The sequence below is a fragment of the Methylophilus sp. OH31 genome (genome assembly GCF_000576615.1).
Classification (GTDB): Bacteria; Pseudomonadota; Gammaproteobacteria; order Burkholderiales; family Methylophilaceae; genus Methylophilus.
The window spans coordinates 154,356-180,152 of record NZ_BAUS01000012.1; the positions used below are offsets into that span (position 1 = coordinate 154,356).

Sequence of the window (25,797 nt, forward strand, 5' to 3'; positions counted from 1 at the left end):
TTGTCAACCAGAAAAACGAAAAAATCCCTGCGTGCAAATGACCCGCAGGCCCAGCGTGAAGCTGAGTTATATCAAACACCATTACCGAGTCGCGAGTTGGTGTTGCAATTGCTCTCGGACCAGGGAGTCCCCCTGAGCGCCGACCAGATTTATGTATTACTCGACATTAGCCATGATGAACGAGACATTTTTAATCGCAGGCTGGGCGCCATGGAGCGAGATGGCCAGTTAATGCGTAATCGCAAGGGGGCATTTTGCCTGCCGGATAAGATCCACCTGATTGCTGGCACGGTGTTTGGCCATACCGATGGCTATGGCTTTTTAGTGCCCGATGATAAAACCAAGAACCCGGAAGACATCTTTCTGGGGCCGAAAGAGATGACCCTGGTCATGCATGGCGATCGTGCCATGGTGCGCCTGGCGGGTGTGGATCGTAAAGGTCGCCCCGAAGGCAAGCTGGTCGAGGTGCTGGAACGCGCGAACAAAACGTTGGTAGGGCGTGTGATTCGTGCGCAAGGCGTGACGATTGTTGCCGCAGAAGATAAGCGCATCAGCCAGGATGTGCTGATTCCTTATCATTTGGATATGGACGCACAGGTCGGCCAGATCGTGACGGTTGAGTTGACGGAGTATCCATCTTCGCACTCCAGCCCCATGGGCAAAATTGTGGAAATCCTAGGTAACTATGCCGACAGTGGCATGGAAATCGAGATTGCCTTGCGTAAACATCATTTGCCGCATCAGTTTAATCCTGCAGCGGTCAAGCAGGCCGAAGATTTCCCCAGAACCGTGCAAGCCAGGGATTACAAAGGTCGCAAAGATTTACGTGATTTACCATTGATTACGATTGATGGCGAAACCGCGCGCGACTTTGATGATGCCGTATTTGCTGAGCCGCAAGGCAAAGGCTGGCGTCTGGTGGTGGCAATTGCTGATGTCAGTTTTTATGTGCAACCTGGCGATGCGCTGGATAAAGACGCTTACGATCGCGGCAACTCCGTGTATTTTCCACGCCGTGTGATCCCAATGCTGCCGGAGGCGTTGTCTAACGGCTTGTGTTCGCTGAACCCGGATGTCGAGCGCTTGTGTATGGTGTGTGATATGCAGGTGGACGGACAGGGCGTGGTCAAACAATACCAGTTTTACCCGTCGGTGATGTTGTCTAAAGCGCGTATGACTTACACCAAGGTACATGCCTTGTTACAAGGTGAAGATCCTGCCCTGACCGAAGAATATGCCTGGTTATTGCCGCATGTGCAAAACCTGAATAGCCTGTTCCGGTTAATGCTGACCCAGCGTGAAAAGCGCGGTGCAGTCGAGTTTGAGTCGACTGAAACGATGATGGTGTTCAATGACAATGGCAAAATCGACAAAATCGTGCCCGTGGTGCGTAATGACGCCCACAAGCTGATTGAAGAATGTATGTTGGCGGCCAACGTCTGTGCGGCCGACTTTTTGCTGAAAAATGAACAAACCTGTTTGTTCCGCATCCACGAAGGTCCGACGCCTGAAAAACTGGAAGCCTTACGCTTGTTTATGGGCGAGTTTGGCTTTGGTGTTGGCGGTGGCGAAAATCCAAGTGCCAAAGACTATGCCAAACTCATGCAGCGTATCAAGACACGGCCAGATGCTCAGTTGCTGCAAACCGTGATGTTGCGCTCTATGCAGCAAGCGGTGTATAGCCCGGATAATGTCGGCCACTTTGGCCTGGCTTATGAGGCTTATACCCACTTTACTTCACCAATTAGGCGTTACCCGGACTTGCTGGTGCATCGTGCCATCAAGGCTGTGGTTGAAGGCAAGCGTTATCAAGCCAAAGACTGGCATCAACTGGGTGTGCATTGCTCGATGACCGAACGCCGTGCCGATGATGCCACGCGTGATGTGACCAACTGGCTGAAGTGTTTTTACATGCAGGATAAGGTTGGTGAGGTATTTAGCGGCACGGTGGCTGGTGTGACCAGCTTTGGTTTGTTTGTGGCGCTGGATGAGGTCTACGTTGAAGGCTTGTTACACGTGACTGACCTCGGCAATGACTATTTCATTCATGATAAAGCCCGTCACGAAATGGTGGGCGAGCGTACGGGTGTACGTTACCGGCTGGGCGATCGTTTAACCGTGAAAGTGGTGCGGGTTGATTTGGAGACTTCGCGTATCGATTTTACGCTGGTTGGCGCCGTAGAAGGCTCGGCAGAGCTGGAAGGTGGATTATCCGCTGATGATGAGAAACCGGCCGGTACAAGAGGCCGGTCTGCTAAAACGGCAGGATTGAATACGCCTGTTAAAGCAGCGCCAGCGGCTTGGGCCAAGTCTGCGACTACAAAAGCCAAACCTGCCAGTGCAGGCGCAAAATTACCGCGTAGCCAGGGCGATAAGCCCACGACAGGCAAAGCGACAGCAGGAAAATCACGTTCAGCCAAGGATAAAGGTCGCCACTCGGCACAAAAAAATAAAGGCAAACCCAAGGCAAAAGCACGATAATAGCGCCTGGAGTTAATTTGTCATTTATTCGCGCAGTGCGCAGCAAATATTAAAATGTTGCTGGGCCTGCGCGATTCGTGTTTTATCTTTTGCGCGGTTTATCTTTTGTAGATAGGTTAGCAAAAGTCATTAAGAAAAATTAGGAGTTACTATGTCAGAAACCCGCATTCTGTTTGGTTTTCATGCGGTGTTGAGTCGCATGCGTCAGCATGGCAGCAGCATTCAGGAAATTATTATTGATCAAGACCGTGTCGATGCGCGTATGCGCGATTTACTCGACATGGCAAAGTCGCAAAATATTCGTGTCATTCAGGCCGAGCGTCATCGTCTGGATGGTTTTATTGGCGCGCATGGCCGTCACCAGGGCGTGATTGCCCGTGTGGTGGAAACGCCTATGCCGTACAAGGACATCCATGATGTGCTGGAGTCAGACCTTGATGAGCCGCCATTTTTCCTGATTCTGGATGGCGTGCAGGACCCGCATAACCTGGGTGCCTGTTTGCGCGTGGCTGATGCCATGGGCGTACACGCGATTATTGCGCCTAAAGATCGTTCTGTCGGCCTCAATGGCACCGTACGTAAAGTCGCCAGTGGTGCGGCAGAGACCGTGCCGTTTATCTCGGTCACCAACCTTGCCCGCACCATTCGCGAATTGAAAGAGGCTGGGGTGTATATCATTGGCACTACCATGGACGCGCCAGGCTCCTTGCATAATACCAAGCTGGAAGGCCCCATCGCACTCGTCATGGGCGCTGAAGGCGATGGCATGCGCCGTTTGACCCAGGAAACTTGTGATGCACTGATCACCATCCCGATGTTCGGTTCGGTACAAAGCCTGAACGTCAGTGTGGCCAGTGGTATTGCCTTATATGAGATTCGTCGTCAGCGTGTGTTGGCTGGCGGTAAAGCTTAATTTCCGGTCGTTGTGATGTTGACATTGCGTGATTTGTGGCAGCAGCTGCGTCTGCAATCCCGGCGTTTGTGGCTGGGGCAGTGGCTGGCGTTTTTGGGCGCCGTTGTGGCAGTGCCTATTCCCTTGCTGATGCCCTTGCTGGTAGATGAAGTACTACTGCATCAGCCAGGCAAACTCACGCAACTCATGACCTGGCTGCTGCCGGCGGATTCGCTGGGGCCGATTGCCATCATTCTGCTGGTGACGCTGCTGACCATGAGCTTGCGTCTGGGCAGTGTGCTGCTAGGCGTCGCCACCACGCGTATTTTTGTCGGCCTGTCCAAGCAGGTGACGCTGGGCGTGCGGCAGACACTGTTAGACAAGCTCTCCCGTATCCGCATGCAGGTCTATGAAAGCCTGGGCGCAGGCCAGATCACGGCACGCTTGCTGACAGATATTGAAACACTGGACAAGTTTCTGGGTGAAACCATCGCTAAAGTGCTGGTGGCCATCCTCAGTGTCATCGGTGTGGCCGTCGTTTTGCTGTGGATGCACTGGCAACTGGCACTGATTATCCTGCTGTTGAACCCGTTTGTGATCGGGCTGACGATGGTGCTGGGTAAAAAGGTCAAGGTGTGGAAGCAGCGTGAAAACAGTGCCTTTGAAATGCTGTCACAATCTGTCACTGAAACGCTGGAAGTCATGCAGCAATTACGTGCCAGCAACAGCGATAAACGCTTTCTGGATAAAGCCAAACAGGCTGCCGAAGCGGTGAGGGCTGCGGCGACCGCTTCCGGCTGGAAATCAGATGCTTTATCACGGTTATCGTTTGGCATTTTCCTGTTTGGCTTTGAAATTTTTCGCGCAGTGGCGATGCTGATGGTGGTGTTTTCCAACCTTTCCGTTGGGCAGATGATTGCGGTGTTTGGTTATTTATGGTTCATGATGGGGCCGGTGCAAGAGCTGTTGTCGGTGCAAGTATCTTATTACGCCGCCAAAGCCGCGCTAGGCAGGATTAACCAGGTGCTGGCCGCTGACGAAGAGCCGCATTATCCCGCGCAGGTCAATGGGTTTTCTACACAAAGTCCGGCGGCGATTCGTTTGCAGCAGGTCACGTTTGCCTATGGTGAAGGCAGCCCGATTCTGGAGGATGTGACCCTGGATATTGCGCCGGGCGAACAGGTGGCGCTGGTTGGTGTGTCAGGCGCAGGCAAATCCACGCTAGTGCAATTACTGCTCGGTTTATATGCGCCCAGCCGTGGGCAGATTCTGTTCAACGGCGAGGCCATTGAACAATTGGGCTATGCACAAATCCGCGAGCATCTGGGCGTGGTGTTACAACAACCCATGCTGTTTAACGATAGCGTGCGGCAAAACCTGAGTCTGGATCAGCCTTATGCGGATGATGCGTTATGGCAAGCGCTGGAGGTCGCGCAGTTAGCACAATTTGTTCGTGATCTGCCCGAAGGGTTGGACACCCAACTTGGGCGCAGCGGCGTACGCCTGTCTGGCGGTCAGCGTCAGCGGCTGGCGATTGCTCGTATGATGCTTAAGCAGCCACAAATCGTGATTTTGGATGAAGCGACGTCGATGCTGGATACACACACCGAAGCTTTGCTGCATCAAGCCATGCGCACATTTTTGCGTGGCCGCACCACCATTATCATTGCCCATCGCTTATCGGCGGTGAAAGAGGCTGACCGTGTGCTGGTATTTGACGGTGGTCGTATTATCGAAGAAGGGCAGCATGAGACACTGGTTAAGCAAGCAGGCAGCGTTTATCAACGTTTGTATGGACAGCAAACGGCGTAATGCCAGTGTGCTTGATTGTAAAAGTCTGCTGTGTTGTTAAGTCGATTATTATTTCTCGCAGTGCTGTGGTTTGGCTTGTTGCTGCCAAACATAAGCAGAGCAGATGATTTTATTTTGCAGCGTGCTGCATTTAGTGATTCGACTGGTCACATGGGGATTGATGAGGTCAGCCACCAATCCTTCAAGCCCATTAACCAATTACTGATCGCCGGCTACACGACGAATACGCAATGGCTGCGTATCACTGTTGCTGGCACGGCTGAAAAGCATCTTGAGCTCAGGATACGTCCGACCTATCTCGACCAAATTACCTTATATCAGGCAGATCTTGGACATCCTGGGAAATGGTTGTCAAGAACTACTGGAGATCGTTATGCGTATCAGGATAGGGAGCGTCGGCATGCGATTACACATGGATTTGTGATTCAGGGGCAGCCTACTCCCAAGGTGTATTACCTCAAGTTAAAGACCAGTAGCACGGCACTAATGTATGTCGAGGTCCTCTCCGGCAAGGAGGCTAACCTGAAAGAAATTCGTCAGCATGTTTTGATCATGTTTTACCTGGCCATCATGCTATGGCTGGCCTTCTGGGCCGCCAACGAGTTTTTCGGAAAACCCGAGTGGCTCACCGGACTATTCATTCTTTATCAGATATCTCACATGATTTATGCCGTTGCCATCATGGGCTATTTCGCCCCCATGATTCCCACGGAATACTCTGCATTGAATGACAAATTTACCAGTATTGCAGTATTAACCATCGTCTGGGTTAGCATCTTTTTTCATTATGTATTGCTCACCCCTTATCAACCTAATCGCTGGGGTATGCGCTTGTTGATTGGGTTGGCAGGGTTTTATCCAGTCTTGCTACTTGGCCTTTTTAGCGGCTATGCCTCGCAGGTGTTACGATTGAATGCGCATATCGTACTTGCGGTCTCTTTACTTCTGCTGCCGTTGGCGCTAACTGCACGCCGTGATACGCCTGCTGAGGTTGTTCCCAGCCGCAGAACTTTGAAAGTGATTTATGCCTTGCATACACTCTCGCTACTGATTTCCATCCTCCCTATGATGGGTTGGTCGCCAGCCAGTGAATGGAGTCTCAGTGCAATCCTGGTGCATAGCCTGATTGCTGCTTTATTGATGTATATCGTTTTGCAGCAACGCTCAGCGGCTATTTATACCGAAACCACTAATGCAAAGCTTGCGCTACAGCTAAGCCAGCAGCAGTTGGGGCTGGAACGGCAGAAGCGTGATGAAATGGGCTATTTTATGTCTATGATTACCCATGAGTTAAAGACGCCATTATCGGTGATTCGCCTGTTGTTAGGGGAAGTGCCATTGCAGGACAAGTCAAGACGGCATATGGAGCAAAGCGTGGTAGATATCAGCAGTATGATAGATCGCTGTGCCCAGTTGGAAAAAATCGAGCAGCAGGTAATTTCAGTCAGTGCTGAGCATTGTGATCCATTGACTATGTTGAAAATACTGGCAGAGGAGTATGCTTGCCTGGATCGCATCGATTTTTCGGTACATGCCATCCCTCCTTTTTTCTGTGACCCATTGATGCTTCGGCTTGTTTTGCGCAATCTACTCGAGAATGCATTTAAATACGCGCCAAACAGTAGCAGAATTTCGATTGTTATCCGTGCTGAAGCAGGCGTTGGTGACGCTGCTGGGGTCAGCTTTATTTTTGAAAACGATGTAGATAGCCTGCCAGATATGCCGCAGCTTTTTGATAAGTATTACCGGGCACCTGCATCGCGCAAGCATAGTGGCTTTGGTATTGGCTTGTATTTATCCAGGGCAGTCGCGCAGGCATTAGGCGGCAAGCTGACAGCCAGCATGCAAAATCCGCAGATTCGATTTCACTTATGGCTACCGGCTTGAATATTATTGTTGTAGAGGATCATGACATTTTGCGCGAGGTCACTGTCAGCACCTTGCGTAATAAAGGTCATCAAGTGATTGGCCTAGAGTCAGCTGAGGCACTGCCGGAACAAAAGCAAGTGGGGAGTATTGATATCATGCTTATTGATGTAAATCTTCCAGGGGAAAGTGGACTCACTCTCACACAACGTCTGCGCCATATATATCCTGATATTGGTATTATTATGATCAGCGCCAATCAATTGCCCAGCCATAAAATGCAGGGTTATGACAGTGGCGCTGATCTCTACCTGACCAAACCAGCTTCGCTAGATGAAATTAATGCTGCCATTCAAGCTTTGTCACGTCGCTTGAAGCGTACGTCGGCGGTGATAGCCAGTACTACAATCAGCCTGCATTTGCAGGGAATGGTGTTGAAACATGGCAACACGGCGGTTAAAGTCAGCCAGCAGGAAACCATACTGCTACATGCTTTGTTGCGTGCGCCAGATCAACGCCTGGAAACATGGCAATTACTAGACCTGCTGAGCCATGAGCATCTTGAATACAGCAAAGCTTCGCTTGAGGTGACGATTGTACGTCTAAGAAAGAAGCTGATGTTCCCAGTCATTAACACTGAAAATCCTATCCGCTCCATCCGTAATTATGGTTACCAGCTCTGTATCAAGATGACTGCGCTCGATTAACCCTGCTTTTTGTAGGGTTTCGTAGGGTTTTATTTTTTGACTTTGCTAGAGTCTCTCCACAATGCCTTTCTGGCATTGCCTTATATCAAGGGTCCATTTTCGGGGAGTCATAATGAAAAAAATACATCACATCCGCCAGCAAGCGCTGACGGATGCCGGATACACGGCTAAACTCAGCCGCCAGGCATTGCTGGCTTCAGCCATTATAGCTGCCATGCCTATGCTGGCTGGTCATGCTCTGGCGGCCAGTTCTTGTGGCGCAGGCGGGAGCATACAGATCAGTAGTATCGAAACAGACTATTGCGCGCCAACTGCAAACGAAACGGTTACGATTACTAGCACAGGCGGGATCAATATACCTGCTAACACTAATCGGAGTGCGATAGAGTCACCGTCATCAGCGACTGGCGTGTCCTTTATTAATAATGGAAGCATTATTTCTGATCGTTTTGCACTCGAAAATTACGGCCATATAGATAGTTTTATCAATAATGGCAGTATGGATAGTCGTGATTTTGGTGCAGTTGTCAATGTGGGTAACATTGACAGTTTCATCAATAATGGCAGTATCAACAACGTATCGTATTTCGAGACATTCGTTAACTTGCAAACCATGGGGGCGTTTGTCAATAATGCGGGGGCCACTATTACCAGTCAACAAGATGCAGCATTTGTTAACCAGGGTACTATTGATTCGATCACTAATCATGGCACCATTACTTCAGGATCAATCTCTTTCTATGCCGTTGACAATCGTTTTGGTACAGTCACCAACGGTATTATTAATACGGGTACGCTAGATGGTCTTGTTGGTTTGGGTAGCGCTGCTTTAGCGCTTAACGGCAATAGTGGACGCATCACCGGTAACGTCAGCGGAGGTACAAGTTCCTCCGTGACCGTCAATGGTACTTTTACAGCGGAAAGTGACTTTAACGTAGGGTCGTTCAATGTTGCCAATGGCGCTATTTTCAATATGGCTCATGAATTTACCACCAGCAATGGATTTACCAACGCAGGTACGATGGCGCTTGCAAACCCTGCAGCAATCATTGCTGGTAACTACACTCAATTAGCTTCCGGGACTTTATCCATCAGTGTAAATAGTGCTAACGCTTATGACTACAGCGCCTTATGGATTAGCGGCAATGCTAATTTTGCAACAGGGACTAAATTGTTTATCAATGTATCGCAGGCGAATACTTTGGCAGTCAATGATGTTATCTCCTCAGTTATCACGACTAATGGTCATAATGCGACTGCAAATACTTTTAGTGTGAGCGACAATAGTGCATTGTTTAATTTTAATGTCATCATTAATGGCAATAACATTGATCTGGAAACGGTGCTTGGACGCACTGTTTCCAGCAGTATCATTGGACAGGGGTTTACACAGGCGACAGGTGCCGCACGCGTGCTGGATGCTTTTGTGGCGGGTACTCCAAGCGGGGATATGGTGAATGTCGTCGATGCTTTCGCCAATCTGGGCTCTGAGCGTGAAGTCTCGAATGCGGTGGGACAAACCCTGCCGCTGATGAGCGCAAGTATCGATCAGGTTACCACCAATGGCATGCGAGCGACTAACCGCATTATTCAGGCTCGCCAAGAGGCAAATGTCGGTCGAGCATCCGGAGATCAGTTTCTGGGAGACAAATATGTCTGGTTGAAGCCGATCGCCTCACATGCTAATCAGGGAAATCATAATGGGGTAGCAGGCTATCAGGCGAATACCTATGGTTTTATTGCTGGTGCTGATGCAGAGCTGAATGATACCCATCGCTTGGGTGTGGCTTTTGCATATATGAACAGCAATGTCGACGGGAGGTCAACTGCACACTATAACCGTGCAGATATTGATGCTTACCAACTGATCACTTATGGTAGCTTCAATCTGCTATCAAATCCTGATATTGAAATTAACTGGCAGGCTGACTTTGGGGTTAACAAAAATGACGGACATCGTCGCATCAATTTTGGTGGTTTGAACCGCGTCGCCAAATCAGATTTTGATAGCACAACAGCGCATATTGGCGCAGGCGTTGGTCGTAGTATTCAACTTAATGAAAAAACGACATTTACACCTTCTGTGCGTGCCGATTATTTCTGGATCCGCAATGATGCTTATACCGAGAAAGGGGCATCAGCATTGAATCTTAAAGTCGATAGCGCAACCAGTGAGCAACTTATTGCCATGGTAGAAGGGCGCTTGCGACACCTTCTGACGGAGCGTGCGGCATTGATTGCTAACGTGGGTTTGGGCTATGATTTGCTTGATAATCAGAATAGCATTGCAGCCAGCTATGTGGGTGGCGGCCCTTCTTTCCGTACGCAAGGGCTTGGTTTGAGTCCATGGATTGCTCGTGCAGGTGTAGGTGTTTCGGTACATGCGACAGAGCTTGCAGAGATTACTGCGCGTTACGATGTCGATGGTCGCAGTGACTTTGTTGGGCAAACAGCATCGATTAATGTTCGCATGGCATTCTGATGTTTTTTAGTTTCTGACTTGATAACAAAAGCCCGCAAATGCGGGCTTTTGTTTGAGACTTTTTTGCATTAAATACCGAAAGATTCGTCGCAATGCGTTATCAGAAATATTTCTTAATTTGGCTATGCAGCGGCGTGCTGACAGCCTGTGCCGTATTTTCTTCTGTGAATGATAGGCATATGGCTGCAGGGCAGTTGGTTGCCGATGCAGGTTGGCAGCGCATGGATCTGAATGTTGGTAGTTTTGTACTGGCTGCTTTTGTTCCGCCCCAGCTTGTACAGACCGAAACGCTTACGATTTATATTGAAGGAGATGGTTTGGCTTGGCTCAATGCGCATACCCCATCGTTTGATCCCACCCCACAGAACCCTCTGGCATTAAAGCTGGCTTTAAGCGACACGGCACATCCGGCAGTTTATCTGGCGCGACCTTGCCAGTACGTGATGGTACAGGCACAACGTCATTGTGATACAAAATACTGGACTAGTCATCGTTTCTCGCCTGAAGTGATTGAGGCGAGTGATCAAGCCATCGCTGAGCTCAAGCGGCGTTATCGCGCACAGCATCTGATTTTGGTTGGATATTCAGGGGGTGGGGCGGTAGCAGCGCTCGTTGCGGCAAGGCGACATGACATTGCACAATTAATGACAATTGCCGGTAATTTGGACACGACAGCCTGGGCTTCGAGTCAACATTTAAGTCCGTTGACCGGATCACTCAATCCGGCAGATTTCTGGCAGGCATTATTATCCGTGCCTCAATTACATCTGATTGGTGAGCATGATCGTGTGATTGACCCCTTGCTGACCATCGCGTTTCAGCAGCGTTTTCCTGAAGGAAAACAGCCAACCGTTATTATTGTGCCAGCATTTGATCATCACTGTTGCTGGCTGGCGTCATGGCCTAAATGGATGGTTGACTCTGATGCACTCAGAAAATAATGCTCGTCACCCTAGCATTGATATAACTGTGTCAGGTCACTGATGTTTAGTCAGCGTATCTCACCACTTCATTACCTGGCCTGGCGGCATCGCCCAGGTTATTGAGGATATGGGTAATTTCCCCGGTACCACCTAATGACACGCTGGTCATGCGCTGGAATTGAATCTGCGCATTCACCGGTGCTTCAATTGCGCTATTGAGTTTGACGCTGGTATTGTCATTGAAAAAACAATATACGCCCATGCCTATCGCTTTGTGGCGCGTCACCTGGTCCCCCACTTTGTAAGAAGCAAAACCATTGACACTCCCATTCATCCAGCTTTGCTGATCAGGCACATCATAAGGTGCCTCGCTCTGGTAGAAATAGACCGCACCATTGTCGCCGTTCCACACGGTCTGGTAATCATGAAAGTGTTCTACAAACAAGCCATACATGGTCACATCATCCCCGTTGACGACGATACCGTGCTTGGTTTTATTGCTGGCCCAGCCGATACCATTACCATGGTCGCCACGCCATACCCACAAATTGTCACCAATCACATGATTACTGTTGATGATGACGCTGTGCGTGGCATTGCCAACGGCCGCACCGCCCACCCTGAAAAATACATCATGTAAGGTGGTGGGGTTGTTGGCGTGACTGACCGCACCCTTGTGCTCGCCAATTTGCAGCAAAACGTCAGAATTTTTTTCACCGGCGTCGAATAACACGCCGCCCAGTTTTACGCCGTCCACATCGGCAATCGACATGGCAACATTACCCGCTACGGGTTTCAGGGTGGCGATGCCCAAGCCCAGAACGACGGTATTGGGTTGCGTGACTTGCAAAGGCTTGTTCAAGGTATAAATGCCAGGCGTTAGCAACAGGTGCTTGCCACTGCTTAGCGCGGTATTGATACTGTCTGCAGTATCAACCGCCGCTTTGGCAATATAAAACTGCGAAAGCGGCAAAGTTTCACCTGCTACGTGTGCTTGTTGCCAGGAGATGCCTTGCGTGTCGGTGTGCAAGGCAGGCACGAATACCTGGTAAGCACCTGTGCCGTCTATGGTGAGAAATGGTTTTTCACGCACGAGGGGCGTTTTCTCGACCACCGTGTAAGGCGGGGTAGGCCAGTGCCCGCCATCGGGTGCATTTTTAACGCCCACAAAAACCATATTCCAGTTGGCATTGGTCCAGCTGCCAACGGTTGAATTTCTGGTCAACCACTGTTGTTGCGTGCCTGAATTGATTTGCTGGTCAATCAGGCTATCCGCAATAAAGCCGCCGCTGGACCAGCCGCCATTGTCATCGAGCAGCATATTGCCGCGCACATGAATGCGGCGCAGGGGCGCAGCTTGCGACACGGCCCATTGCATGGTGCCGTTGTCTGGGGTCACCGAAAGGTTTTCTACGCTGCGCCAGAAGTTTTGTGTGGCATCTTCTTCATGCCAGCGTGCTTCTACCTGAATGCCACCTTGCAGCATCACATCATCAGGAAACTGTCCCAAGCCTAGCAGTTGCGTATAAAAGCCGAGTTTGACTTTGTTGTGATAAACGCCAGGCTTAAACAGGACGGCATAGCGTTCTGGGCCAAACTGGTTGCTTTCCTGTTGTTTAAATAGCGCATCCAGCTTGCTTTGGATATCCGTCGAGGACATGCCGGGGTCCAGGATCAGGACATTTTGTCCAAAATCGGGTGTAACGGGCTGGTTTTTTTGCGCCTCAGTCGCCTGGCAACCAAGCAATAGGGTGGCAAGCATCGCACTCAGTGTTTTAAACGCAATTGTTTTTTTAAAGATGGCGCTATTAAAGCTTGAGTGATCTGACAAAAAAGAACGCATAAACAAGTGGCTTCCAAGAAAAATCATTTTATACATGACCGCAATAGCGAGGATGAAATTCAACTTTTTTCATTTTCTATCCTCATTTTATGCAAGGTGTCATGCCGTTGTGACACCCTGATGCTGCAAGCAGCCAGCGCGAGGCTGGCCCAGATTCCGAGGGATTAGCCCAGATTTAAAGTACTCAATGTGTCGCGGCGTACCCGTGCCAGCAAGGCGGCATCATCAATCAGTGATTCGCCAAAAGAAGGGATCAGTGATTTGAGGCTGTCTTGCCAATCTTGGCTTTGCATACGGTTGGCGAAGCAGCGTTGCAGTACATCCAGCATGGCTTTCACGCTAACCGAGGCACCAGGTGAGGCGCCAAGCAGGGCAGCTAAGCTGCCATCGGCGCTGGCAACAATTTCAGTGCCAAATTCGAGTTTGCCCCAATGCTGATGGCAGCGTTTGATAATTTGTACGCGCTGTCCGGCATGCGCGAGCTGCCAGTCATTGCTGTTTGCTTCGGGCAGAAACACGCGCAAGGATTCCATGCGCTGCTCGTGGTTCTGAAAGACTTCTTTAATCAGGTATTTGGTTAAGTCGATATTGTGGCGGCCAACCCCGAGCAAGCTTTTGATATTTTTCAGTTTGACCGATTTGGCCAGGTCAAAACGCGACCCTTGTTTAAGGAAGCGCGTGGTAAACCCGGCATAGGGGCCAAACAGCAACGCGGGCTGGCCTTGTATCATGCGTGTGTCCAGGTGCGGCACGGACATGGGTGGTGCGCCAACAGCCGCCTGGCTATAGACTTTTGCATGATGCGCGTTGATCAGTTTCGTGTTGTTGCAAATCAGCCATTGGCCGCTGACCGGGAAGCCGCCATAACCGTGTGCTTCCGGGATGCCAGATTGTTGCAGTAAAGGTAAAGCACCACCGCCAGCACCTAAAAAGACAAATTTGGATTGATAGGTTTGCGTGTGTCCTGAAGGTAAATGCTGGATATGCAGTTGCCAGCTGCTTTGTTCACGTTGCTGTTGCTGCTTGAGTTTGGTGACGCGCGATTGCGTCAGCAAGGTGAAGTTTGGGCGTGTTTTTAAATAGGCAACCAGTTGACGTGTCAGGGCACCAAAGTTCACATCCGAACCATGTGCGACAAGGGTAGCAGACATTTTTCCGGCAGGCTGGCGACCCGCCATCATCAGCGGCATCCAGTCGCTTAATTGACTGGCCTGGTCACTCCATTGCATCTCGGCAAATAGTGGATGCGCCTGTAATGTCTCAAAGCGTTTGCGTAAGAATGCAGTATCTTCTTCGCCCCAAACGGCACTTAAATGTGGCACGCGCTGAATAAAATCAGCCGCATTTAACACGCCTTCTTTGACCAGGCTAGACCAGCATTGCAGCGAGACCTCGAAGGCCGCATTAATTTCGAGGGCGCGGCGAATCTGAATGTCGCCATGTTTATCTTTGGGGGTGTAGTTGAGCTCACAATAACCGGCGTGACCGGTCCCGGCATTGTTCAATGCATCTGAACTTTCGAGGGCAACATCATCGAGTTGCTCTACCATGCAAATATGCAGGGTTGGGTCGAGTCGATGTAGCAGAACTGCCAGCGTAGCGCTCATAATGCCGCCACCAACCAACAATACATCGAGATCAGTTGTTGCCATGGTTTGTGATTCCCCCGTGTTGAGGCGCCTGGATGTCAAACGCACAATCATAATGCCGCCGCGCATTATAATATAAATCGAAAAACACGCTGCATAGACGACATTGAATCGCCTGTAAAGCCGCTGCAATCGTGATTGCACGAACTTGTCAACAAAAGGCTTTTGCGGTAATCTCTGACATTCACCAGAAATGGTTTAAAACTAGAAAAAAACGAATCCTGACTTGAAGTTAGGGCAAACAGTTCGCAAGCGTCATCGAGTCGTAATGCGGCAAGTTTTCCCTAAGCGTGACAAGTAGTCAGGCTCACTGTGGAACACATGATTGGGGTGCGTATGAAAAATCCGCTGGAATCAGTTGTCGGGTCCGTCATTTCAGGGTTGCTGTTAACCCTGGCTCTGGTTTTTTTCCTTAAAAATTTCATTGTGGCAGGGGGCTAATCCATGGAACTGGTACCGGCACTCGCGCGATGGATACATTTTCTGGCAGGCATTACCTGGGTCGGCCTGCTTTATTACTTCAACCTGGTACAAATGGCAGGCCTGAAGGCTGCCGCTGCGGATGGAACAGCCGCCGGGATTAATAAACATATTGCCCCACGCGCCTTGTTATGGTTTCGCTGGTCGGCTGTCGTGACCTGGCTGGCCGGTGCGGCTTTGCTGGGGCCACATTTTGTTGATGCCTTTGCATTGCGTAACGGATTTGAGCTGATAGGCGTAGGGGCCTGGTTGGGTACGATTATGCTGTTTAATGTCTGGGCACTGATTTGGCCCAACCAGAAAAAGATTCTGGGTATGGTTGCCGCGGATGATGCGGCAAAAAATAAAGCGCGACGTGTGGCCATGCTGGCATCGCGTACCAATTTGATGCTTTCATTGCCAATGTTGTTTTTTATGGCGAATGGATTGAGTCATCGCGCAGTATTAGGTTTTTAGCGGGTTTAAGGCGTTTACGGCGGCTTAAGCCGCCGTTTTTGTTTTTTGAAAAAGGGTTTGAAATGCATTCGGAACACTTAATGAACACCTATGGTAGGCAGCCTGTGACGTTTGTCAAAGGCGAGGGCGTCTGGCTGACAGACACTGCCGGTGATCGCTATCTGGATGCGCTGTCAGGCGTGGCAGTAAATGGTTTGGGCCATGCCCATCCAAAGTTTGTGGCTGCGCTCAATGCGCAAATTGCCAGGTTGATACATGTCTCCAATATTTACCAGATCGCCGAGCAATCTGCGCTGGCCGATAAACTGGCTGAATTGTCCGGCATGGACCGTGTGTTTTTCTGTAACTCTGGTTGTGAAGCCAACGAGGCGGCCATTAAGCTGGCACGTCTGTATGGCCATAACAAAGGCATAGACCACCCGGAAATCATTGTCATGGATCAAAGCTTTCACGGCCGGACCATGGCAACCTTGTCTGCTACTGGCAATCGCAAGGTGCAGGCCGGTTTTGAGCCCTTGGTGAGTGGTTTCCTGCGTGTGCCATTTGATGATCTTGAGGCAGTAAAAACCATCGCTTCACACAAAAACAACGTGGTTGCCATCCTGGTCGAGCCCGTGCAAGGGGAAGGTGGCGTGCATATTCCGGCCAGCCTCAAAGCCTATTTGCAAGGCTTGCGCGAGATTTGTGATGCCAATGGCTGGTTGCTCATGCTCGACGAAGTGCAATCCGGCATTGCCAGAACCGGTACCTGGTTTGCGTTCCAGCATACTGGCATCGTGCCTGATGTCATGACCCTGGCCAAGGGCCTGGGCTCAGGTGTGCCGATTGGCGCCTGTGTGGCGCGTGGCATTGCGGCTGAAACCTTCACCCCAGGCAAGCATGGCTCTACTTTTGGCGGCAACCCGTTAGCGACAGCTGCTGGTTTGGCCACACTGGATATTATTGCCGAAGAGAAACTGCGCGAAAATGCAGACACGGTGGGTGATTACATCCGCCAGCAATTTACTGCCGCGCTCAAAGGTGAAGCTGGCGTCATCAACATCCGCAATGCTGGCATGATGATAGGCATCGAGCTGGATAGGCCTTGTGCAGAGTTGGTCAAGCAGGCATTGGCGGCCAAATTGCTGATTAACGTGACTTCTGAAAAAGTGATTCGTTTGCTGCCATCCCTGGTGATGAACAAGCAAGAAGCGGATGAACTGGTTAGCAGGCTGACGCCACTGATATTGAATTTTTTAAAGGCAAGCGCTTGATTGAACAAGTGCCCAACACATTATGAGTATTAAACACTTTTTGCAATTTAATGACCTGACGCGCGACGAGATTGAACATATCTTTGCGCGTGCCAAATGGATTAAATCGCAGTTTAAAGACTACAAACAATACTGGCCGCTGGTCGACCGCACGCTGGTCATGATCTTTGAAAAAGCCAGTACGCGTACGCGCCTGTCATTCGAGGCAGGTATGCAGCAATTGGGCGGCTCAGCGATTTATCTCAATACGCGTGACTCACAACTGGGTCGCGGTGAGCCGGTAGAAGATGCAGCACAAGTGATTTCGCGTATGAGCGACATCGTTATGATCCGTACTTTTGAGCAAAGCATTATTGAACGCTTTGCGCAAAACTCGCGTGTGCCTGTGGTCAATGGCCTGACCAACGAATACCACCCGTGCCAGATACTGGCTGATATTTTCACTTTTATCGAGCATCGTGGGTCGATTCAAGGCAAAACCGTGGCCTGGATTGGTGACAGTAATAACGTCTGCAATACCTGGTTGCAAGCGGCAGAAGTCCTCGACTTTAATGTACATGTCTCTACGCCGCCGGGCTATGAAGTTGAGCCTGAGCGCGCCAATTTGTATGGCACCTCGCACTTTGAGTCTTTTGCTGATCCGATGGAAGCGGCTCGTGATGCAGATTTAGTGACCACTGACGTGTGGACATCGATGGGTTTTGAAGCCGAAAACGAAGAGCGTCGTAAAGATTTTGCTGACTGGCAAGTCGATGAAGACATGATGAAAGTGGCTAAGGCCGATGCGGTGTTTATGCACTGCCTGCCAGCGCACCGCGGCGAGGAAGTGTCTGCCGAAGTGATTGATGGCAAGCAAAGCGTGGTGTGGGATGAGGCAGAAAACAGATTGCACACGCAGAAGGCACTCATGGAGTATTTGTTGTTAGGAAAAGTGGCTTGATTTCACAAGCCAGATGAATTCAGTTTGGGATAATTTAGATGAGCGATATTAAAAAAGCGGTGTTGGCTTATTCCGGTGGTCTGGACACCTCCGTGATTTTGAAGTGGTTACAAGATACCTATCAATGTGAAGTGGTGACGTTTACCGCTGATCTCGGTCAAGGCGAAGAGCTGGAACCGGCACGTGAAAAAGCCAAGAAATTTGGCGTGAGCGAGATTTATATCGACGACTTGCGTGAAGAGTTTGTGCGTGATTTTGTGTTCCCGATGTTCCGTGCCAATACCGTGTACGAAGGCGAATACCTGCTGGGTACTTCGATTGCACGCCCATTGATTGCCAAGCGTCTGATTGAAATTGCCAATGAAACCAAAGCTGATGCCATTTCGCATGGGGCAACAGGTAAAGGCAACGACCAGGTCCGTTTTGAGTTAGGCGCTTATGCGCTCAACCCGAATATCCAGATTATTGCGCCATGGCGTGAGTGGGATTTGTTGTCCCGTGAAAAACTGCTGGCTTATGCCGAAAAACACAGTATCCCGGTGGAAATGAAGCATAAACAAGGCGGCAGTCCATATTCCATGGATGCGAACTTGTTGCATATCTCTTATGAAGGCCGTCACCTGGAAGATCCTTCCGCTGAAGCTGAAGAAGATATGTGGCGCTGGACGGTTTCACCGGAAAAGGCACCTGATGCTGCCGAGTACCTGGATATTGAGTTCAAACATGGCGATATCGTGGCCTTGAATGGCAAAGCCATGAAAGCACACGAGATTCTGGCCGAATTAAACCGTATTGGTGGTAAGCACGGCGTGGGCCGTCTGGATCTGGTGGAAAACCGCTATGTGGGCATGAAGTCACGTGGTTGCTACGAAACGCCTGGCGGTACCATTATCCTCAAAGCACACCGTGCGATTGAAAGCATCACATTGGACCGCGAAGTGGCGCATTTGAAAGATGACTTGATGCCACGTTACGCCAGCCTGATTTACAACGGCTACTGGTGGAGCCCTGAGCGTGTTGCCTTGCAAACGCTGATCGACCATACACAGGCGACGGTGAATGGCTGGGTGCGCGTCAAGCTTTACAAAGGCAATGTGATTGTCGTGGGTCGTGACAGCAAGACCGACTCCTTGTTTGATTCAACCATTGCAACGTTTGAAGATGACAAAGGCGCTTACGATCAAAAAGATGCCGGCGGCTTTATCAAGCTGAATGCTTTGCGTATGCGTATTGCGGCTAATTTGCACAACCGTAAAAAATAATTTTTATGGCCAATCGACGCGTCATTGCTTACGACTCCACGTTGCGTGATGGCGCGCAGGCGCAAGGCGTGTCTTTTTCCGTTGAAGATAAACTCAAGGTCGTGCAACGCCTGGACCAGTTGGGCATAGGCTATATTGAAGCGGGAAACCCGGGTTCTAATCCTAAAGATCTTGAGTTTTTCGCACGCGTCGGTGAGTTGCAATTGCAGCATGCCAAAATTATTGCTTTTGGCAGTACGCGTCGCATCGGCATTGCCGCGGCCGAAGATAAGAACTTGCAATCGCTACTTTCTGCCAACACACAAGCCGTGGCCATTTTTGGCAAAAGCTGGGATTACCAGGTCACCGATATCCTGCGCACGACCTTGCAGGAAAATCTGGCCATGATAGGTGACACCATTGCCTATTTAAAAGCGCAGGGCAAAGAGGTGGTGTTTGATGCTGAACACTTCTACGATGGTTACAAGGCCAATCGCGAATATGCCATGCAAACCCTGCAAGCCGCAGTGGATGCTGGGGCTGATGTGCTGGCATTGTGTGATACAAACGGCGGCACCTTCCCGAACGAAGTGTTTGCGATCACAGAGACCGTGGTGAAGCATTTCCCGTCCGTTCAAATTGGTATTCATTGCCATAACGATTGCGAAATGGCCGTAGCGAACTCAGTGGCGGCCGTGCAGGCAGGCGCAGTACAGGTGCAAGGCACCATCAATGGGATTGGTGAGCGTTGTGGCAATGCCAACCTGGTATCAATTATCCCGAATGTACAACTCAAACTGGGCTTGGAGTGTGTGTCACCGGCGCAATTGTCTGAGTTGACGGCGGCGGCGCGTTTTGTCAGTGAAGTGGCCAATGTGGCATTTAACGATAAAGCGCCGTATGTGGGTCATGATGCCTTTGCACACAAGGGCGGCATGCATATTGATGCGGTGAATAAAAACCCTAAATCTTACGAGCATATTAATCCCGGGACGGTCGGCAATGAGCGCCATATCCTGGTGTCTGAGGTGGCAGGGCGCGGCGCGATTTTGCGCAAATTGCAACAAATAGATCCTGCCTTGACCAAAGAGTCTGACGCTGCAGTCAATATCCTGGAGCATCTCAAAGCGCTGGAGCACGAAGGCTACCAGTTTGAAAATGCCGAAAGCTCTTTTGATTTGCTGATGCAAAAATTGCTGGGCAAGTTTGAGCCTTTTTTCAGCTTGCAACATTACAAAGTGAATATTTACGAGCCTTCGGAAGATGGTTTGAACTCGTCTGTCAGCATCCATTTGAGCGTCAAAGGCAAGGATGCGGCAGCCACTGCGCAAGGTGATGGTCCGGTCAATGCCCTGGATAAAGCCATGCGTAAGGCGCTGGAGCCATTCTATCCGGCTATCAAGGACATCAAGCTGGTGGATTACAAAGTGCGCGTGCTAGACTCTAACCTGGCGACTGCGGCCAAGGTGAGGGTATTGATTGAGTCTACCGATCAGCAAACCACCTGGGCCACCATGGGCGTTTCTTCTGACATTATTCAGGCCTCATGGCTGGCGCTGAAAGATGCGATTGAATATAAACTGATCCGCGTTTAATCTGCGCGCCAGTTAAAATGCCACCGTTGACCACATAAACAGCACATTACCATTGCCCTTTGTGCCAGGCACATAGGTGGCGTTGACAATCACTTTATCGTATCCCATGGCTGCAATCGGTAGCAGCACAGGCAGCGGCTTGTAGTTGTAATCACTTCTGGCTGTGAACCCGGCCGTTAATCCCACGCCGGCATTTAAGCCACTGGCCTGGCCGACCAGATTTTTGACATGTCCATAACCGACAATGGGTTCCCAGTCGTCATGTGAGTCTTTAAATGCCATCACATAGTAACCATCCCAGTTGCTATCAGCATCGCGGTATGACTTGCCGATGCCCAGTCCCCATGGCCGCTCGTTAAACGAGTCGATCTTCTCTTTCGAGTACATGCTTCTGTTGTGATAGGTCACCAGCGGGACATATAAGTCGGTTTGATCAGCCTTTTGCCACACGTCAGTTAGGTGGTTTTTGAGCTGAGCATACCAGCCGTTTTGGATATCTGAGCCCGAATCTTCAGCATTTGCACAAAGGCTGAGTGTGCTGATCAATAAGAGTATGGTTATTTTCATCATATTTCTAAATGCTTGAATGTTAACTTAACATCTTCTCACAAAATGGCGGTGCTTGCTGGTTGTAACAGTACCAATTTCAATTGCTCTTGCTCGACGGGTTTTAATGTCACCTGTTGAAAATGTATTAGTCCATCGACTGGGTGTTGGAACTCACGTTGCCCGCCTTGCCTTTCCAGCACATCATGTTGTTTCCAGAATTGGGTAAATTCTACACTGGCGGTACTTAACTCACTGACCAGTTGCTTGACCTCAGGTTCCTCTAATCTCGAGCGGCAGTCTGCGCGGAACTCAGCCACCAGGCGGCGTGCACGCATCTCCCAATTAACGACAAACTGCCGGGCTTGCGGGTTTGCAAAGACAAAGCGCAGCAGGTTTGGGCGCTGGGTCTTTGGCCAGGCGACGTCCAGCAGTCCGGTAAATAATGACCCTGCTGGCTGGTTCCAGGCCAGGATATCCCAGGTGCGGCCCATCACATAGGCGGGAATCTGTATCTGGTTCAGCATGGCGACCAGCGTTTCCGGGGCCGTATCGACTTCGTTTTGATGTGCTTGTGGATCACGTCTGTCGGCCATATCAAACAAATAACTGCGTTCAGACTTACTGAGTTTCAAGGCTGTTGCCAGCCTGTCCAGCGCTTCGGCTGAGACATTGACTTCGCGTGCCTGCTCTATCCACGTGTACCAGGTCGCACTGATGCTGGCCAGTTGTGCGACTTCTTCGCGGCGTAAACCTTGTGTACGGCGGCGTGAACCAGAAGGGAATCCGAATTCTTCCGGGGTGCCACGCTGACGCATGGCTTGCAGAAATTCTGCCAGTTCCTGCCTTCTCGTATCCATTTGATTTGTTTATCCTATTAGTCTTAATACTAGTATAAACTATCTTCTTGTAAGGGTATTAAAACTTAGGTATTCTGCGCGAGTTTTATCAATATTTGCGTGGTAAGAAAGGAACAGTCATGGCAGGCAAAACGCTGTACGACAAATTGTGGGAATCGCATGTGGTGCATGAGGAATCTGATGGCACCTGTTTGATTTATATCGACCGTCACCTGGTACACGAAGTCACCAGCCCGCAGGCGTTTGAAGGCTTGCGTATGGCTGGCCGCAAGCCATGGCGTAACTCCAGTATTGTGGCGAACCCTGACCACAATACACCGACCAAAGATTGGGACAAAGGTATTGAAGACCCGATCTCGCGTCTGCAGGTAGAGACCCTGGACAATAACATCAAAGAGTTTGGTGCTTTGGTGTATTTCCCGTTTAAAAACAAAGATCAGGGCATTATCCACGTCATCGGGCCTGAAAATGGTACGACATTGCCTGGCATGACTGTGGTCTGTGGCGATAGCCATACCTCTACCCATGGTGCTTTCGGTGCCTTGGCGCATGGTATTGGTACCTCAGAAGTAGAACACGTGTTGGCAACACAAACACTGGTAGCCAAAAAATCCAAAAGCATGCTGGTGCGTGTTGATGGCCAGCTTGGCAAAGGTGTGACCGCGAAAGACGTGGCATTGGCTATTATTGGCAAAATCGGAACTGCTGGCGGTACTGGCTATGCGATTGAATTCGGTGGCGAAGTGATTCGTAGCTTGTCCATGGAAGGCCGTATGACGCTGTGTAATATGGCGATTGAGGCTGGTGCACGTGCCGGCCTGGTCGCGCCAGACGAGAAAACAGCGGCCTACCTCGAAGGTCGTCTGCATGCGCCTAAAGGTGACCACTGGACCAAGGCAGTGGCTTACTGGACTACGCTGAACTCTGAAGCTGACGCAGAGTTTGATACCGTGGTGACCTTGAATGGTGCTGAAATTGCGCCGCAAGTGACCTGGGGCACCTCACCCGAGCAAGTGCTGCCAATCGGCTCTACGGTGCCGGATCCGGCGAAAGAAGTGGATGCAACCAAGCGCACCAGTATCGAAAACGCTTTGAAGTACATGGGCTTGTCAGCGAATACGCCGATTGATCAAATTCAGCTGGATAAGATTTTTATTGGTTCATGCACAAATTCCCGCATTGAGGATTTGCGCGCTGCGGCTGGTGTTGCCAAAGGTAAAAAAGTGGCCAGCAATATCAAACTGGCGATGGTCGTGCCCGGTTCTGGCCAGGTGAAGCGCCAGGCAGAGGCTGAAGGCCTGGACAAGATTTTTATTGAGGCTGGTTTTGAGTGGCGTGAGCCAGGTTGCTCCATGTGCCTGGCCATGAACGCAGACCGTTTGAGCCCGGGTGAGCGCTGTGCCTCTACCTCTAACCGTAACTTTGAAGGCCGCCAGGGCCCGGGTGGTCGTACGCACCTGGTCAGTCCGGAAATGGCTGCCGCTGCTGCGATTGCCGGTCACTTTGTGGACGTGCGCAGCGCATAAGAGGAGAACATCATGAAAGCATTTACTACTTTAAATGGGCTGGCCTGTCCGCTGGATCGTGCCAACGTCGATACCGATGCCATTATCCCGAAACAGTTTCTGAAATCGATTAAACGTTCTGGATTTGGCCCTTACTTGTTTGATGAGTGGCGTTATACCAACTATGGCGAGCCTGGCATGGATTGCAGTACCCGTCCGCTTAACACAGAGTTTGTCCTGAACCAGCCACGTTATCAGGGCGCACAAGTGCTGCTGGCGCGTGATAACTTTGGTTGCGGCTCTTCGCGCGAACACGCGCCATGGGCGATTGAGGACCAAGGCTTTCGCGTAATTATTGCGCCTAGCTTTGCCGACATTTTCTTTAACAACTGCTATAAGAATGGCATTTTGCCGATTGTGGCCTCAGCTGAGCAAGTCGATAGCCTGTTCAAAGAATGCCTGGCCAATGAAGGCTATACACTGAATGTCGATTTGGCCGCACAAACGGTGACCACGCCTTCTGGCCAGTCATTCAGTTTTGAAATTACGCCTACCCGTAAGCACAACCTGCTGAACGGCCTGGATGAAATCGGCCTGACTTTACAGCATACGGATGAGATCCGTGCTTTTGAAGAAAAGCACAAACAAAGTCAGCCCTGGTTATTTGCTTAATGGAACGTGTCTTCTCTCGCAAAGAGAATGCATCAAAAAATAAAAGGAATTTTTAAATGGCATTAAATATTGCTGTATTGCCAGGTGATGGCATTGGCCCGGAAATTATTGCGCAAGCGTTGCGCGTACTGGAAGTATTGAAAAAAGACGGCCTGGACATGACCTTTACGGAAGCGCCTTTGGGCGGCCAGGCTTATGACCAGTTCGGTCATCCATACCCTGAGTTTACGCAAGAGGTCTGTCGTAAAGCTGACGCCGTCTTGCTGGGCGCCGTCGGTGGTCCGCAGTACGACAACCTGGACCGCCCATTGCGTCCTGAGCGCGGCTTGCTAGCTATCCGCAAGGACTTGGGTTTGTTCGCTAACCTGCGTCCTGCCGTACTGTTTCCTGAGCTGGCGAATGCCTCTACCTTGAAACCAGAAGTAGTGGCAGGCCTGGATATCATGATCGTGCGTGAACTGACTGGTGACGTTTATTTCGGCCAGCCACGCGGCATGCGCACTAACGAGCAGGGCGTGCGTGAAGGTTTCAACACCATGATTTACAGCGAGCCTGAAGTGCGTCGCATTGCGCATGTGGCTTTTGACATCGCCATGAAGCGTGGCAAGAAGTTGTGTTCTGTGGACAAGGCCAACGTGCTGGAAACCACTGAGTTCTGGAAAGAGATCGTCATTGATGTGGCTAAAGAGTATCCGGAAGTGGAGTTGAGCCATATGTACGTCGACAATGCCGCCATGCAGCTGATTCGTAATCCTAAGCAGTTTGATGTCATGGTTACCGGCAACATTTTTGGTGACATCTTGTCTGATGAAGCTTCGATGCTGACCGGCTCTATCGGCATGCTGGCGTCTGCTTCCTTGAATGAAAGCAAAAAAGGCTTGTATGAGCCATCACATGGTTCTGCGCCGGATATTGCTGGCAAGAACCTGGCCAACCCGATTGCGACGATTCTGTCAGTGGCGATGATGTTGCGTTACAGCTTTGATAATGAAGCGGCCGCGACCCGCATTGAAAATGCAGTGAAAAAAGTATTGGCAGCAGGCTACCGCACGGGTGATATCTACGAAGAGGGCACCAAGAAAGTTTCTTGCTCTGAAATGGGTGACCAGATCGTCGCTGCCATGTAAAGCAGGCTCTGCGGGCGGCGCTGTTCATGCCGCCCGTTCAGTTTTAAGATATAGTCGTAACTAGTATTGATTAGGAATTTAAAAATGGCACAATTTGATAATGTCAGCGTAAAAAAGAAAGCCAACGTTTATTTCGATGGTAAATGTGTGAGCCACACGGTGTTGTTCCCGAATGGCACACGCTGTACCGTGGGCGTGATTTTTCCTAGCACATTGACCTTTAACACCGGCTCACCAGAGTTGATGGAAATTAATGATGGCGTGTGCAAAGTCCGTCAAAAAGACGAAGATAACTGGACAACCTATAAGGGCGGCGAGAAATTCACCGTGCCTGGTAACTCCAGCTTCGATATTGAAGTGTTGGAGACAGTAGACTACGTCTGCCACTTCGAGTAATTGTGATTGCTCGGCAGGGCCGCGTTGCAAGCGCTTGCCGTACTGAATGTACTGTCTGCGCGCTTGCGCCT

At 50.3% G+C, this 25,797-nt stretch carries 20 protein-coding genes; 16 read left to right on the forward strand and 4 right to left on the reverse strand.

Annotated features, from left to right (window positions below; all coding sequences use genetic code 11):
• The 7 genes from rnr to OH31_RS13670 all read left to right on the forward strand — a co-directional run bounded on the left by rnr (window position 1) and on the right by OH31_RS13670 (window position 11,181).
• Window positions 1–2,481 carry a ribonuclease R gene (gene rnr / locus OH31_RS13640; protein ID WP_024931165.1) on the forward strand — a complete coding sequence of 827 codons (2,481 nt, stop codon included), beginning with the start codon at window positions 1–3 and terminating at the stop codon, window positions 2,479–2,481.
• Window positions 2,482–2,632: 151 nt separating this feature from the next.
• Window positions 2,633–3,394 (forward strand): 23S rRNA (guanosine(2251)-2'-O)-methyltransferase RlmB, encoded by a 762-nt coding sequence (gene rlmB, locus OH31_RS13645; protein WP_019882464.1) that lies wholly within the window; start codon window positions 2,633–2,635, stop codon window positions 3,392–3,394.
• Between the two features lie 15 nt (window positions 3,395–3,409).
• Entirely contained in the window at window positions 3,410–5,185 is a 1,776-nt protein-coding gene (locus OH31_RS13650) for an ABC transporter ATP-binding protein (RefSeq protein ID WP_024931166.1), read from the forward strand.
• Window positions 5,186–5,299: 114 nt separating this feature from the next.
• On the forward strand, window positions 5,300–7,072 hold the full coding sequence (locus tag OH31_RS13655) for a 7TM-DISM domain-containing protein (RefSeq protein ID WP_148296221.1): 1,773 nt from the start codon (window positions 5,300–5,302) through the stop codon (window positions 7,070–7,072).
• Entirely contained in the window at window positions 7,069–7,758 is a 690-nt protein-coding gene (locus OH31_RS13660; RefSeq protein WP_081755167.1) for a response regulator transcription factor, read from the forward strand. The genes OH31_RS13655 and OH31_RS13660 overlap by 4 nt, the downstream gene beginning before the upstream one ends.
• 112 nt (window positions 7,759–7,870) lie before the next feature.
• Window positions 7,871–10,240, forward strand: coding sequence for an autotransporter outer membrane beta-barrel domain-containing protein (locus OH31_RS14530; RefSeq protein WP_024931169.1), 2,370 nt, complete (start codon window positions 7,871–7,873; stop codon window positions 10,238–10,240).
• Window positions 10,241–10,332: 92 nt separating this feature from the next.
• Complete coding sequence (locus OH31_RS13670; RefSeq protein WP_024931170.1) at window positions 10,333–11,181, forward strand: hypothetical protein; 849 nt, start codon at window positions 10,333–10,335, stop codon at window positions 11,179–11,181.
• A gap of 46 nt (window positions 11,182–11,227) precedes the next feature.
• Here OH31_RS13670 and OH31_RS13675 read toward each other — a convergent pair whose 3' ends face one another.
• Window positions 11,228–13,006, reverse strand: coding sequence for an adenylyl cyclase (locus OH31_RS13675; protein WP_242402299.1), 1,779 nt, complete (start codon window positions 13,004–13,006; stop codon window positions 11,228–11,230).
• Between the two features lie 164 nt (window positions 13,007–13,170).
• A complete protein-coding gene (gene mqo, locus OH31_RS13680; RefSeq protein ID WP_081755166.1) occupies window positions 13,171–14,724 on the reverse strand; it encodes a malate dehydrogenase (quinone) in 1,554 nt (517 codons plus the stop codon).
• A gap of 375 nt (window positions 14,725–15,099) precedes the next feature.
• Here mqo and OH31_RS13685 point away from each other — a divergent pair, with 375 nt between their 5' ends.
• From OH31_RS13685 to cimA, 5 genes are all read left to right on the forward strand, one after another.
• Entirely contained in the window at window positions 15,100–15,591 is a 492-nt protein-coding gene (locus OH31_RS13685) for a urate hydroxylase PuuD (RefSeq protein ID WP_024931173.1), read from the forward strand.
• Between the two features lie 62 nt (window positions 15,592–15,653).
• On the forward strand, window positions 15,654–16,844 hold the full coding sequence (locus OH31_RS13690; protein WP_051089062.1) for an aspartate aminotransferase family protein: 1,191 nt from the start codon (window positions 15,654–15,656) through the stop codon (window positions 16,842–16,844).
• A gap of 22 nt (window positions 16,845–16,866) precedes the next feature.
• Window positions 16,867–17,784, forward strand: a complete 918-nt coding sequence (argF, locus tag OH31_RS13695; RefSeq protein WP_019882457.1) for an ornithine carbamoyltransferase — start codon at window positions 16,867–16,869, stop codon at window positions 17,782–17,784.
• Between the two features lie 38 nt (window positions 17,785–17,822).
• Window positions 17,823–19,046: an argininosuccinate synthase gene (locus OH31_RS13700; RefSeq protein ID WP_024931174.1), complete on the forward strand. Its 1,224-nt coding sequence runs from the start codon at window positions 17,823–17,825 to the stop codon at window positions 19,044–19,046.
• A gap of 5 nt (window positions 19,047–19,051) precedes the next feature.
• Complete coding sequence (gene cimA, locus OH31_RS13705) at window positions 19,052–20,620, forward strand: citramalate synthase (protein ID WP_024931175.1); 1,569 nt, start codon at window positions 19,052–19,054, stop codon at window positions 20,618–20,620.
• A gap of 12 nt (window positions 20,621–20,632) precedes the next feature.
• Here the strand turns inward: cimA and pagP are convergent, their stop codons facing one another.
• Both pagP and OH31_RS13715 read right to left on the reverse strand, forming a co-directional pair.
• A complete protein-coding gene (pagP, locus tag OH31_RS13710) occupies window positions 20,633–21,190 on the reverse strand; it encodes a lipid IV(A) palmitoyltransferase PagP (protein ID WP_370576187.1) in 558 nt (185 codons plus the stop codon).
• A gap of 35 nt (window positions 21,191–21,225) precedes the next feature.
• Entirely contained in the window at window positions 21,226–22,026 is an 801-nt protein-coding gene (locus OH31_RS13715; protein ID WP_024931177.1) for a helix-turn-helix transcriptional regulator, read from the reverse strand.
• A gap of 119 nt (window positions 22,027–22,145) precedes the next feature.
• Here OH31_RS13715 and leuC point away from each other — a divergent pair, with 119 nt between their 5' ends.
• From leuC to OH31_RS13735, 4 genes are all read left to right on the forward strand, one after another.
• Window positions 22,146–23,552, forward strand: coding sequence for a 3-isopropylmalate dehydratase large subunit (gene leuC, locus OH31_RS13720; RefSeq protein ID WP_024931178.1), 1,407 nt, complete (start codon window positions 22,146–22,148; stop codon window positions 23,550–23,552).
• A gap of 12 nt (window positions 23,553–23,564) precedes the next feature.
• A complete protein-coding gene (gene leuD, locus OH31_RS13725) occupies window positions 23,565–24,203 on the forward strand; it encodes a 3-isopropylmalate dehydratase small subunit (protein ID WP_019882449.1) in 639 nt (212 codons plus the stop codon).
• 56 nt (window positions 24,204–24,259) lie between these two features.
• On the forward strand, window positions 24,260–25,330 hold the full coding sequence (gene leuB, locus OH31_RS13730; protein ID WP_024931179.1) for a 3-isopropylmalate dehydrogenase: 1,071 nt from the start codon (window positions 24,260–24,262) through the stop codon (window positions 25,328–25,330).
• Between the two features lie 84 nt (window positions 25,331–25,414).
• Window positions 25,415–25,726: a pyrimidine/purine nucleoside phosphorylase gene (locus tag OH31_RS13735; RefSeq protein ID WP_024931180.1), complete on the forward strand. Its 312-nt coding sequence runs from the start codon at window positions 25,415–25,417 to the stop codon at window positions 25,724–25,726.
• Window positions 25,727–25,797 lie beyond the last annotated feature (71 nt).

Bases quoted from the DNA above. Each gene is read 5' to 3' on its own strand.
- rlmB (WP_019882464.1), top strand. From the start codon at position 2,633: ATGTCAGAAACCCGCATTCTGTTTGGTTTTCATGCGGTGTTGAGTCGC.
- OH31_RS13650 (WP_024931166.1), top strand. From the start codon at position 3,410: ATGTTGACATTGCGTGATTTGTGGCAGCAGCTGCGTCTGCAATCCCGG.
- OH31_RS14530 (WP_024931169.1), top strand. From the start codon at position 7,871: ATGAAAAAAATACATCACATCCGCCAGCAAGCGCTGACGGATGCCGGA.
- OH31_RS13670 (WP_024931170.1), top strand. From the start codon at position 10,333: ATGCGTTATCAGAAATATTTCTTAATTTGGCTATGCAGCGGCGTGCTG.
- OH31_RS13675 (WP_242402299.1), bottom strand. From the start codon at position 13,006: ATGCGTTCTTTTTTGTCAGATCACTCAAGCTTTAATAGCGCCATCTTT.
- mqo (WP_081755166.1), bottom strand. From the start codon at position 14,724: ATGCGCGGCGGCATTATGATTGTGCGTTTGACATCCAGGCGCCTCAAC.
- OH31_RS13685 (WP_024931173.1), top strand. From the start codon at position 15,100: ATGGAACTGGTACCGGCACTCGCGCGATGGATACATTTTCTGGCAGGC.
- OH31_RS13690 (WP_051089062.1), top strand. From the start codon at position 15,654: ATGCATTCGGAACACTTAATGAACACCTATGGTAGGCAGCCTGTGACG.
- argF (WP_019882457.1), top strand. From the start codon at position 16,867: ATGAGTATTAAACACTTTTTGCAATTTAATGACCTGACGCGCGACGAG.
- OH31_RS13700 (WP_024931174.1), top strand. From the start codon at position 17,823: ATGAGCGATATTAAAAAAGCGGTGTTGGCTTATTCCGGTGGTCTGGAC.
- cimA (WP_024931175.1), top strand. From the start codon at position 19,052: ATGGCCAATCGACGCGTCATTGCTTACGACTCCACGTTGCGTGATGGC.
- pagP (WP_370576187.1), bottom strand. From the start codon at position 21,190: ATGATGAAAATAACCATACTCTTATTGATCAGCACACTCAGCCTTTGT.
- OH31_RS13715 (WP_024931177.1), bottom strand. From the start codon at position 22,026: ATGGATACGAGAAGGCAGGAACTGGCAGAATTTCTGCAAGCCATGCGT.
- leuC (WP_024931178.1), top strand. From the start codon at position 22,146: ATGGCAGGCAAAACGCTGTACGACAAATTGTGGGAATCGCATGTGGTG.
- leuD (WP_019882449.1), top strand. From the start codon at position 23,565: ATGAAAGCATTTACTACTTTAAATGGGCTGGCCTGTCCGCTGGATCGT.
- leuB (WP_024931179.1), top strand. From the start codon at position 24,260: ATGGCATTAAATATTGCTGTATTGCCAGGTGATGGCATTGGCCCGGAA.
- OH31_RS13735 (WP_024931180.1), top strand. From the start codon at position 25,415: ATGGCACAATTTGATAATGTCAGCGTAAAAAAGAAAGCCAACGTTTAT.